8 protein-coding genes are annotated in these 11,969 nt (G+C 63.9%); 2 read left to right on the top strand and 6 right to left on the bottom strand.

Annotation, left to right across the window (positions count from 1 at the left end; genetic code table 11):
- Positions 1-28: 28 nt before the first annotated feature.
- Complete coding sequence (locus CQ13_RS13890) at positions 29-1,447, bottom strand: M20 family metallopeptidase (RefSeq protein WP_057843409.1); 1,419 nt, start codon at positions 1,445-1,447, stop codon at positions 29-31.
- A gap of 90 nt (positions 1,448-1,537) precedes the next feature.
- Positions 1,538-2,785 (bottom strand): multidrug effflux MFS transporter, encoded by a 1,248-nt coding sequence (locus CQ13_RS13885; protein WP_057843408.1) that lies wholly within the window; start codon positions 2,783-2,785, stop codon positions 1,538-1,540.
- Positions 2,786-3,023: 238 nt separating this feature from the next.
- On the opposite strand from CQ13_RS13885, the gene hemC reads away from it, so the two are divergent.
- Entirely contained in the window at positions 3,024-4,010 is a 987-nt protein-coding gene (gene hemC / locus CQ13_RS13880) for a hydroxymethylbilane synthase (RefSeq protein WP_082637449.1), read from the top strand.
- A gap of 101 nt (positions 4,011-4,111) precedes the next feature.
- Here the strand turns inward: hemC and CQ13_RS13875 are convergent, their stop codons facing one another.
- From CQ13_RS13875 to CQ13_RS13860, 4 genes are all read right to left on the bottom strand, one after another.
- Positions 4,112-6,646 (bottom strand): branched-chain amino acid ABC transporter ATP-binding protein/permease, encoded by a 2,535-nt coding sequence (locus CQ13_RS13875; protein WP_245309171.1) that lies wholly within the window; start codon positions 6,644-6,646, stop codon positions 4,112-4,114.
- Positions 6,643-7,518: a branched-chain amino acid ABC transporter permease gene (locus CQ13_RS13870; RefSeq protein ID WP_057843407.1), complete on the bottom strand. Its 876-nt coding sequence runs from the start codon at positions 7,516-7,518 to the stop codon at positions 6,643-6,645. Before CQ13_RS13870 ends, CQ13_RS13875 begins: the two co-directional genes overlap by 4 nt.
- A 102-nt stretch (positions 7,519-7,620) precedes the next feature.
- A complete protein-coding gene (locus tag CQ13_RS13865; protein ID WP_057843406.1) occupies positions 7,621-8,865 on the bottom strand; it encodes an ABC transporter substrate-binding protein in 1,245 nt (414 codons plus the stop codon).
- A 188-nt stretch (positions 8,866-9,053) separates the two neighbouring features.
- The gene (locus CQ13_RS13860) at positions 9,054-9,947 is read right to left on the bottom strand and encodes an IclR family transcriptional regulator (RefSeq protein WP_057843546.1); all 894 of its coding nucleotides are present in this window, start codon (positions 9,945-9,947) and stop codon (positions 9,054-9,056) included.
- 205 nt (positions 9,948-10,152) lie between these two features.
- Here CQ13_RS13860 and CQ13_RS13855 point away from each other — a divergent pair, with 205 nt between their 5' ends.
- On the top strand, positions 10,153-11,952 hold the full coding sequence (locus tag CQ13_RS13855) for a thiamine pyrophosphate-binding protein (RefSeq protein WP_057843405.1): 1,800 nt from the start codon (positions 10,153-10,155) through the stop codon (positions 11,950-11,952).
- The last annotated feature ends 17 nt before the right edge of the window (positions 11,953-11,969 follow it).

The following is an 11,969-nucleotide window of genomic DNA, read 5'->3' as shown; positions in this document are numbered from 1 at the left end:
CCCAAATCAGGACAGGGTCGGATCAGGATCAGACCAGCGACATGTCCAGCGGCGGGACCACGCTGTCCGGCAGCGGACTGACATAAGGGGTGCGGGCGGTGCGCTTGTTCAGGTCGGCCTTGGCGGCGGCGATCAAGTCCGGTTCCGTCAGCGCGCTGACGCCCAAGCCTGCCATGGCCTTGGCGGCCTGCACCATGGCCTTGTGGGCGTGCGGGCTCTTGCCCTGCGCCACCACCTGCCATGTGTGCAAGGGGGTGCCGATGGCAATGGTCGGAGCGTGAACCTGGACGGTCGGTACGACCCAGCTCACGTCGCCAACATCGGTGGAGCCGATCAGCGGGTTGCGCTTGGCGTCCAGCGGCACGATGAAATCGGCCAGCGGCCGCTCGGTCGGCTCCATGCCGATCGCATGATAGACGGTGGCGATATCCTTCTCGGTCAGCGTCGAGCGGATCTTCTGCGCGAAATCCTTGTCGGCCTCGTCGAAATGCGGCGGGCCGAGTTCCTCCATGATGCCGTGAAGGGCCTGTTCGAGCGGGGTGTTGGGCAGCAAATTGGAGACGGCGGAAATGATCCGCATCTCCACACTCGTTTCGGTCATCAGCGCCGCGCCTTGGGCGATCTTGTGGACGCGCTCCACCAGTTCGTTCATGCCGGGCAGATCGCGGGCGCGGATCGAATAGCGCACGCGGGCATGGGCCTGCACCACGTTGGGGGCGATGCCGCCGGCGTCGAGCAGGGCATAGTGTACGCGCGCATCGCTCGGCATGTGCTCGCGCATGTAGTTGACGCCGACATTCATCAGTTCGACCGCATCCAGCGCGCTGCGACCGAGATGCGGCGAGGCCGCGGCATGCGAGGTGCGCCCGGCGAAAATGAAATCGGCGCGGGTGTTGGCCAGCGAGGGCGTCACCGCCACTTCCCAGAAACTGTGGGGGTGCCAGGTGATCGCGATATCGGCGTCGTCGAAGGCGCCTGATCGCACTATGAAGGTTTTCGCCGCTCCACCTTCCTCCGCGGGGCAGCCATAGTAGCGCACGCGCCCCGGCACCTTGTGCTCGGCTAGCCAATCCTTCACGGCCGTGGCCGCGAGCAGGGCGGCGGAGCCGAGCAGATTGTGGCCGCAACCATGGCCATGGCCGCTGGTTTCCAGCGGCCGCGGTTCGGCCACGCCAGCCTCCTGGCTGAGACCGGGCAGGGCGTCATATTCTCCAAGGAAGGCGATCACGGGTCCGCCTTCGCCCCATTCGCCTATCACGGCGGTGGGAATGCCTGCGACCTGCTCCGTGACGCGGAAACCCTGATGACGCAGCTCGGCGAGATGTTCGGCGCAAGAACGCGCCTCGGTGTAGCAGATCTCGGGCATCGCCCAGACCCTGTTGCTCAAGTCTATGAAGCGCGGCTTGATGGTGTCGACGCCACGCCAGATGCTACTGCGGTTATCCATCTTCCAATTCCTGACTTAAAGGCGATGTGAGCAATTGTTATCAGCTTCGCGAGATAACGCCCAGCGCAGGGCAGGTATCTGCCATGCTCGTCACACCTTCAAGGTGTGCGGCCTGAACAGCCGGCCTTTCTCAACCACCAGCACCACCGCGAGCGCGGCCAGCGTGCAGAGCAGAAAGCCGGTCGCGAACGGCACCAGCGTGCCGTCGTAGTCCTGGCCGATGGTGGCGCCGATGCCGATGCCGAGCAGGGTGGTGATCGAGCCGTACAGCGACGCGGCGGTGCCGGCGATATGGCCCTGCGGCTCCATGGCGAGCGCGGTGAAATTGGCGATCATCAACCCGAACGCAAACATCATGGATATCGAGAGCACCATGAACAGCGGCAACGGCAGCATCTGTATTTTCGCCGCGACCAGCATGGTTGCGGCGATGACCACGAAGCCCAGCAGAGCAGCGTGGGAGATCACGCGCATGCCGAGGCGGCCGACGAGGCGGGAATTGACGAAGCCGGCGATGGCGGTTCCGACGGCGACGCCGGCAAACGCAAGCGGAAAATAATATCCGAGCTTGTAAATCTCGGTGAACACCTGTTGCGAAATGAACACGAACGCGAACAGCGAACCCAATATGCCGCCGGCGACCAGCGCATAACCCAGCGTCTGGCGATTGGTCAGCGTCTGGCGGAACGCATCAACCACCTCGCCGACGGCGAGCGACCTGCGCTTTTCGACCGGCAGCGTCTCCGGCATACGCAGCGCGCTCCAGATCAGCGCCACCACGCCATACAGCATCAGTACGATGAAGATGCCGCGCCATTGCGTCAGCAGCAGCACGGCCTGGCCGAAGGCCGGGGCGACCACGGGCACCGCGATGAACATCATCATCGCCAGCGACATCACGCTGGCCATGCGCCGGCCGGCATAGCAGTCGCGCACGATCGATGTCGCGATCACGCGGGTTGCCGAGGTGCAGAGGCCCTGCAGTGCGCGAGCCAGCAGCAGCGTTTCGAAAGAGGGGGCGGCAATCGCGAGCAGGCTGGCGATGCAATAGACGGCCATGCCCCCGAGCAGGACCGGCCGCCGGCCGAACCGGTCGGATAAGGGGCCCATGACGAACTGCCCGACGCCGAAGCCGACCAGGAAAATCGACAGCACCATCTGCGGCCGGTTGGCCGAGGTGATGTGGAAGGCGGACGCGATGTCCGGCAGCGCCGGCAGCATCATGTCCATCGCAAGCGGATTCAGCGCCATGATCGACGCGATCACGATCACAAATTCGGGGAAGCCCATCGGGCGGTGGCCTGAAGCGGCCAAGGCATCGGCACTGGTATCGGACAACGAAAAACCCTCTTGCGGAGCGCAATCTATTCATGGTGCTGCGGCGCACAATCTGCGTTTTGGTATAGCAGCCCGGCAGCATCGGAGCCGATGGGCACGCCCTGCCCACACACGCGGCAAACGCGTTCCGCTGCCGGCCAAAGTCATTGTTCTGGTCGGCCGCTTGTTCTATCCCGTACCGGCTGGAGACGACAGCCGTGGATTACGTTCGAACGGAGACCTTGTGTCAGGACAAACCTTGAAGATCGGCACGCGCAAGAGCGCGATGGCGCTGGCGCAGACAGAAGGAATTGCGCAGCTGCTGCGCGCGGCCGATCCGGCGCTCTATGTCGAGATCGTCAAGTTCGAAACCCGCGGCGATCAGGACCAGACCAGCAAGCTGCTGCGCCATGGCGGCAAGGGCGGCGCCTTCGTCGCCGAAATTCGCGAGGCGATGCGCGGCGGAGAATTGCAGGCGGCGATGCATTCGCTCAAGGACGTTCCCGGCAATGAGGAGACCCCTGGCCTGATCATCGCGGCGACCCTGCCGCGCGATCCAGCTAACGACGCGCTGGTGCTGCGTCCGGGCCTTTCGCTGGATGCGTTTCGCGCATCGAAGGGTAAGGGTTTCAAGATCGGCACCAATGCGGTGCGCCGCGCCGCCTATCTGCGCCGGCTGTTTCCCGAGGCCACCGTCATTCACTTCCGCGGCGCGGCCGACACCCGCGTCGCAAAACTCGACCGCGGCGACAAGCAGCGGCTTCCCGATGGCGGCGAGGTGGGACCGGCGGATGCGCTGGTGATGGCAAGGTCAGGGCTCGAGCGCATCGGAATGGCGTCGCGCATCGTGCATGACTTTTCGGCCCGGGAAATGCTGCCCGCGGTAGGGCAGGGCATCGTCGCGGTGGAATGCGTCGAGAAGGACTGGGTCACGCGCGGCCGGCTTGCCAAAATCGAGGACGCCTCGTCGCGCCTCTGCGCCGAGGCCGAGCGCGAAGTGCTGTGGGTCTTAAACGGCCACTGCAATTCGCCGATTGCCGGCCATGCGACGTTGGCGAATAATGAGATGACGCTGACGGCCGCCGTGCTGGATGAAGCCGGCGACCGCTTTATCGAGGTGTCGCGGACCGGCGCGGTGGACCGGCCCCGCGAGCTCGGCCGTGCTGTCGGCCTCGATCTGCTCGACAAGGGTGCGGCAGAGATTATCGCGCGCACGCGGCCGCAGGAAGATTCCCTACTTTCGTGAGTGGACGCGTTCCCCGGATGGAGCGAAGCGACGAAGCAATCCATAGTGCCGCAAGCGTAGAAATGGATTGCTTCGCTGCGCTCGCAATGGCGTGGTGAGTGTTACAGCCACAAAATCTTCTTGCGATATTCGAGATCCGTCAGCAGCGGTTGCGCCGGTCCTTGATGGAACACTGCGCCGCGTTCCAGCGCGAAGACGCGGTCGGCGAGCGCCAGCACTAGGTCGAGATTGTGCTCGACGATCACGATGGAGATGTGTTGCCGCAGCCGGTCGAACACCTTGAACAGTTCGAGGATCACGGCCGGTGCCAGACCCTCGAAGGGCTCGTCGAGCAGCAGGAGCTTGACATTGCCCGACATTGCGCGCGCCACCGCCACCATCTGCTGCTCGCCGCCGGAAAGATAATCGGCCGCGACGTCCATGCGCTCGCGCAGGCGCGGGAGGTATTTGAGGATCTGCGCTTCGTCCCACACCACTCCGTTGCTGCCGTCGGTCTTGCGCGCGAGACGCCCGAGGGAGAGATTTTCCCGCACCGTCATCCCGGCGAACAGGCCGCGGCCCTGCGGCACATAGCCGATGCCGGCGCGCGCGATCTCGGGCGCAGGCAGGCGGGAGATGTCCATGCCGGCATACTCAATCGTGCCCGATGACAGCGGCACCAGGCCCGCGAGCGTCTTCAAGAGCGTCGACTTGCCGGCGCCGTTGCGGCCGAGCAGCGCAACGATTTCACCTTCGCGCACATCGAGGGTGGCGTCGTGCAGGATATGGCTCTTGCCGTAAAACGTGTTGACGCGCTCGAAGCGCAGGATCTGCGCTGCGCTCTCGCGGGCCTGCTCGCTCGCGATGTGCTCGACCTCGGGAACGCCGGTGCCGGTATAGATTTCCTGCACCTTGCGGTCGGCGCGCACGGCCTCGGGCGTGCCGGTCATCAGCACCTCGCCCTGGTTCATCACGGTGACGGTGCGGGAGAAGCCGAGCACGCGATCGATGTCGTGCTCGACGATCAGGACCGGAATGTTGGCGGCGATGTTCTTCACGAGGTTCGAGACGCGCTCGCGCTCGGCGGCGGCAAGCCCGGCGAGCGGTTCATCCAGCAGCAGCACCTGCGGTTTGGAGCCGAGCGCGATGCCGAGATCGACCAGCCGCTGCCCGCCATAGGACAGTTCGCCGCCTTCGATTGTCTCGATGCCTTCGAGGCCGAGGAACTTGATCAGCTCCGCGGTCTCGGCGTGGATGTCCCTGTAGTGGTCGATGTCGCGCCACAGGTCGAAACGGCCGGGGCTCTGCGCCTGCAGCGACAGGCGGAGGATTTCGTAGATCGAAAGGCCCTTGAACAGGTTGGTGATCTGGAACGAGCGCGCCAGCCCCTGATGGCAGATCGCCTCCGGCGGCACGCCCTGGATCTCGCGGCCGTTCAGCCTGATAATGCCGCTGTCGGTCGGATAGAGGCCGGAGACCAGATTGAACAGCGTGGTTTTTCCCGCGCCATTCGGCCCGATCAAGGCGTGAATTTCGCCCGCGCCGACCGTGAGGCTCGCATTGGTCACCGCGCGGATGCCGCCAAAGCTCTTTGAGACGCCTTGCACGTCGAGCACAATACCCTCGAGCGCTCTCGGCCGCAGGAAAGCCGGCAAAGGCAGGCCTTGGTAGATTTTGCGCCTGCTCATGGCGGCGGATTCTTCCGGCGGCGGCCACCAGCGCTTTGCGAGTGTCGCCCAGATGCCGACGAGGCCGCCCGGCGAATACAGCACGAAGGCGATGAAGACGAGACCGAACCAGAGCAGCCAGTTCGGCGTCCAGATTGAAAACAACTCGCGGAACAGGATGAAGAACAGCGCGCCAATCGCCGGCCCGAGCATGCTGCGCATGCCGCCGATCACGACGATGGCGAGCAGTTCGCCGGAGAACGGCACGGAGACCGCTTCGGCGGAGACGAGATAGTTCTGGAATCCAACCAGCCCGCCGGCAAAGCCGGTCACGACCGCCGAGATCACGAAGACGCCGAGCTTGTAGCGCTCGACCGGATAGCCCTGGAACGTGGCGCGCAACTGGTTCTCGCGGATCGCCATCAGCACATGGCCGAACGGAGAGCGGACCAGGCGCAGCAGGAGATAAAGCACGCCGAGGCAGAGCACGGAGACGACGATGTAATAATTGAGCGCGTTATCGAGGCCAAACGGGCCATAGCTACCGCGCTTCAGGCCGCCGAGACCGTCCTCGCCGCCGGTTACCGCGGTCCAGCGAAAAGCGATGGTGTAGGTCAGCGCCGACAGCGCCAGCGTCAGCAGCGAGAAATAGACGCCGCGCCGGCGCAAAATGACGAAGCCGACGAAGGTCGCGATGACGGCGACGACGATTGCCGCGAGCAGCAGCGGCAGGAAGATGTCGTTGTTGAACCAGTTGCGCTGGATCAGCCCGGCCGCATAGGCGCCGATGCCGAACCAGGCGCCGTGGCCGAAGGAGACGAGGCCGGTGTAGCCGATGCAAAGGTTGAGCCCTATCGCGGCTATGGCGAGCGCCACCACCATGGTGCCGGTGTTGAGCGAGAGCCCGAGCAGATAGAGGCCGAACGGCAGCACGATGATGGCAAGCGCGGCCAGCAGCAGCGGGCGAAATTTGGCGCCAGGCGTCATCATTCGAATTTCTCGATACGTTCGCCGAGCAGCCCGCGCGGCCGCACCATGAGCACCAGGAACATCAGCACATAGATCGAGGCTTCACCGGCAGCCGGCGCAAAGTGGATGGTGATGCCTCTGACGACACCGACCAGAAGAGCTGATATCACCACGCCCCAAAAGCTGCCGAGGCCGCCGATCACGACGACGACAAAGGCAACCGTGATGATCTCGGCGCCCATCGCCGGATGCACGATCGTGATCGGTGCAAAGAACGCGCCGCCGAGCGCGGCCATGCCGACGCCCAGCATGACGATCGCGGTCATGTAGGGCTGCAGGCGAATGCCGAGTGCGGCGACCATGTCCGGCCGCTGGATGCCGGCGCGCACCACGCGGCCGAACGACGTCTTGTGCAGCAAGAGCCAAACACCGAGCAGGACTGCAGCGACGACGGCGAGGATGAGCAAGCGATAGCGCGAGAACAGGAAATCGCCGAGGAACACCGAGCCGCGAAGCGCCTGCGGGATCGCGGCCGATATCGGCGGCGCGCCCCAGATGATGCGGATCGCCTGCTCGGTCACCATGGCGAGGGCGAACGTCACCAAAAGGCTCAGGATCGGATCGGCGTCGTAGAACCTTCGCAGGATGAAGCGCTCGAAGAGAATGCCGAGCAGCGCCACGGCGACCGGCGACAGCACCACCGCCGAGCCGAAGCCGAGATACTTCGTGATCTCGACGGAAATGTAGGCGCCGAGCGCATAGAACGCGCCATGGGCGAGATTGACGATACCGCCGACGCTGAAGATCAGCGACAGCCCAAGTGCAATCAGGAGGTAATAGCCTCCGAGCACCAGGCCATTCACCACCTGTTCAAGCAGAAATCCAAACTGCATCTGCGATCCGCGACTCTAAACGCATTTTGAAAAAGAGGCGGCGCCGGCCGATCCGTGCCGGCGCCGTTAACGCCAGTGTGCCCGACGCCCGAATTCGGGATTCTATGCCTTCATGTTGCAGGGATTTTGCGTCTTCGTCGGGTAGATCGTTTCAAGGTCGGCGCCGGCCGCCGGAACGGCCTCGCCGAGCACCAGCATGTCCCACTTGTCCTTCATCTCGTTCTTCGCCTTCACCGTGAAGGGATAGGCCTCCTGAACGAGCTGATGGTCCCAGGACCGGAAATACGCCTTGCGCGACTTCATGATGTCGAACTGCGCTTGCTTCTCGAAATAGCCGATCAGCGCGTCGCTCTCGGTCGACTTGGTCTCGGTGATCGCCTGCGCGATCATTTTCAGCGTGATGTATTCGATCCAGGCATGGTTCTCCGGCGGTTTGCCATATTTCTTGCTGAACGCCTCGACGAAGGCCTTGGACGCCGGATTGTCGAGCGTGTGGTACCAGACCGTCGGCCAGGTGCCGGAAAGATTGCCTTCGCCCATCGCCCAGGCGTCGCCGGTGTTGAGGTTGAAGCCGACGAGCGGGTAGGGAAAGCCGAACTCGGCATATTGCTTGACGAGATTGGTGACCTGGTTGCCGGCGAGGTTGCAGCAGACGACATCGGGCTTGGCCTGCCGCACCTTCAGGAGATACGGGCTGAAGTCGGTAACGTCGGTCGCGATCAGCTCGTCGCCGATCAGGGTAGCGTCGTTGGCGCTGAAAAAGGCCTTCGCCGCCTTCAATAGGTCGTGGCCGAAAATGTAGTCCGCCGTGAGCGTGACGAACTTCTTGCCCTTCACCATGCCCTTCTGTTTGAGCGCGGTGCCGACGGCGTTGACCATCACCGTGTTGGGAATGTCGCAATGGAAGGAGTAGCGGTTGCAATCCTTGCCGCGCAGCGCGTCGGATCGCGCGCCGGTCGAGAAGAACACCTTCTTGTTGCGTTCGGCGAACTGCATGATGGTCAGCGACGAGGCGGATGAGATTTCGCCGAACAAGAGCACGGCGCCGTCCTGCTCGATCATGCGTTGCGCCTTGGTCGAGGCGGTGGCGGGATTGACCGAGTCTTCCGACATCAGGTCGATCTGCTTGCCCATGATGCCGCCCGACGCGTTGATCTCTTCCGCCGCCATCTTCACCCCTAGCTGGGCGTAGCTGCCGATCGCGCCGAGGAAACCGGTCAGCGGCACCAGATGGCCGATTTTGATCCGCGCGGCCTGTGCGCGGACGATGGCGGGAGATCCGATAGCGGATACGCCGGCAAAAGCGGCGCCGGCCTTCAACAGAGTGCGTCGGCTAAAGCGGGTCATGACTGATCTCCTCCCGAGAGTTCGCCTTGACGTTCTCCCCTCCGATTCCCGCTTATGCGACAATGTGAGAGACGTTCTTTTATTATTGTAGGATATTTCCGGACGCGGCGTCGGCTGTCAACGCCAAATGCGTCGTGGCCGCGCAGCACCGCGCACTGAGGCAATTCAGAAAGAGTGAGGTCAGGAACTCAGGAGGATTTCGCCAGACCCCGCGCGCCGAATTCGATCGACAGCCGGCTGGCGGCCGATTGCACCAGCTTGGCGCGGCTCTGCACCACCTGATCGGTCATGCGCCAGATCGGGCCGGAGATGCCGAGTGCGCCGATCACTTCGCCGGTGAAATGATACACCGGCACCGCAACGCAGCGGACTTCCGCGTTATATTCGCCGTCGTCGAAGGCGATCGCGCTGCGGCGGATTTCGGCGATCTCGCGCATCAGCACGGCGGGATCGGTGATCGATTTTTTCGTCGAGGGCTTCAGTTCGACGCGTTCGAGAAAGCGCTTCAACTGATCGGGGCGGAGCGAGGCCAGCATGATCTTGCCGAGCGCGGTGCAATGCGCAGGTCGAACCACGCCGACGCGGTCGGTCAATTGGAACGCGCCGGCCCCGCTGGTGCGGGCGATTACGACAACCGCGTCGCCCATTCGCACGGCAAAATGGCCGCTTTCGCCAGTCTCCCGCGACAGCTCTTCCAGGATCGGCGTCGCCAGATTGACCATCTCGATTTCGTCGAGCGCGCTGGCCGCGAGCGCAAACAGCGGCCGGCCGACGCGGTAGCGCTTGGAATCGCGCTCCTGCCTGAGATAGCCGAGCGACACCAGCGTCTTGGCGAGATGAAAGGTGGTGGAATTGTGCAGGCCGACCAGCTTGCTGAGATCAGCCAATCCAATGCCTTCGCGGTGGCGCGCGACTTCTTCCAGGATCGAAAACGCGCGCCCGAGCGACTGCACCCCGCCGCGTGCGCGCTCCTCGGCTTCGTCGTCGATATTGGGCTCGCTCGATGGCATCAGCCTTGCGATCGAAAGCTTGCGTGGGCCTGCAGGCTTGTCGCTCGTCTTCGGCTTGGTGCGCGGCTTCACAGAATCAGTTCTCCAGATGGGCGAGGCGAAGTCTAGCAGGCCGCCCTTGCCCTTCAACGGCATCACCCCGGTCAGAGGCGCGATCCGCACCATACCACAATAGCAATTGACGTACAGTATTATGAGAAATAGGTTTGCGAGGCAGCCGACCGCGCGCGGTAAAGACGCGGAGGCGAATTCGTTGGGCTTAGGGAGAGAGTGGTCGATGTCGCGTAACATGCTCAACGGCGCCCAGGTCATCGTCGACTATCTGATCCAGGAGAAGGTGCCGCAGGTGTTCGGCCTGTGTGGCCACGGCAACATCCAGTTCATCGACGCGCTGTATGAACGCTCCCACGATATCAAGACGATCTCGGTGCATCACGAGAGCGTCGCCGGCTTCATGGCCGACGTTTACTACCGCGTCTCGGGCCGGCCGACGGCGACGTTTACCTCCTGCGGGCCCGGCTCGGCGAACCTGCCGATCTCGCTTGCGAATGCCTTTCTCGATTCCGTGCCGTTCCTGGCGGTGACCGGCAACGTGCCGACCAGCCAGTTCAACCGCGGCGCCTTCCAGGAGATGTACCGGCATCATCAGGCCGATTTTCCTTCCACCGTGCGCACGATCTGCAAGAAGGTGTTCCAGCCGACGCGCGGTGAGATGGTGCCGCTGGCGGTGCGGCAGGCCTGGAAGACCATGACGACGGGCCGGCCCGGTCCCGTGGTGCTCGACGTGCCGTTCGACGTGTTCATGGAATCGGCGGCCGAGGAAGCGCCGAATGCGATCGAATGGAATGCCAACATATCGAGCCGCTGCGGCGCCGATCCGGAGGGCGTGGTGAAAGCCGTCGACATGCTGCTCGGCGCCGACCGGCCGGCGATCATCGTCGGCCAGGGCGTGCGCTATGGCGGCGCGGCGGAGGAACTGTTGCGGCTCGCCGAGCGGCTGCAGATTCCGGTCGCGGCTTCCGCCAGCGGCCTCGGCGCGATCGACTGCAACCATCCGCTGGCGCTGGGCCTCGTCGCGCGCGCCGGGCACTATCAGGCCAACCATGCGACGCGTCAGGCCGATGTGCTGCTGGCAATGGGAATGCGGTTCGACGATCGCACCTCGAGCTCATGGATCCCGGGCTATTCCTTCACCATCCCGCCGACGCGGCTGATCCATGTCGACATCGATCCCGAGGAGATCGGTCGCAACTATCCGGTCGCGCTCGGCCTGATGGCCGACGTGCGCACCTTCCTGCGGCAGGTTCACGCCGAACTCGATCGCCGCGCCGATCTCGCAAAGAAGCTGGACGCGCGCAAGAAGTGGCTCTCGCAGATCGATGGCTATCGGAAAGAGTGGGACAAGTTCGTCGCCCCTGGATTCTCCGACGACACCACACCGATCAATCCGCAGCGCGCCGCGCTCGAAATCGACAAGGCGCTGCCTGACGATGCGATCCTCGTCAGCGACATTGGCGTGCACCACAACTGGCTGCTCGGCTTCTGCAAGCCGCGGCGGCCGGATTCGCTGATCGGCTCGATGGGGTTCGGTCCGATGGGCTTTGGCGTTGCCGGCGTGATGGGCGCGAAGTTCGCGGCACCCCATCGTCCCTGCGTGTCGGTGTGCGGCGACGGCGCGTTCTTCATGCACGCCAATGTGCTGGGCACGGCAGTGGAATACAATCTGCCGGTGGTCTGGTTGGTCTGGAACAATTACGCCTACGCCTCGATCCGCGGGCTGCAGCGCGGCTATCTCGGCGGCCGCGAGCTTGCGACCGATTTCCACGATCCCAACACCGGCGAGCGCTACAATCCAGATTTCGCCGCGATGGCGCGTTCCTGCGGCGTCGAGGGCGTGCGGGTCGATCGGGCCGGCGATCTCGGCGAGGCTATCCGCAAAGGCATCGCCGCCAACAAGCCGTATCTGATCGACGTCGATATCGCCGCCGACATCAATCCGGTCGGTGCCGGCGTCTGGGAATTGCCCGGGCTCGGACAGAGCAAGGCCGGCATCGGCACGCGCTACCAGCCCGCCTGATCTCACTTCGAGGAAAT

Source organism: Bradyrhizobium retamae, assembly GCF_001440415.1.
Taxonomy (GTDB): domain Bacteria; phylum Pseudomonadota; class Alphaproteobacteria; order Rhizobiales; family Xanthobacteraceae; genus Bradyrhizobium; species Bradyrhizobium retamae.
Note: the sequence above shows the minus strand (reverse complement) of the source record. Positions and strands in the feature narration are given on the sequence as shown.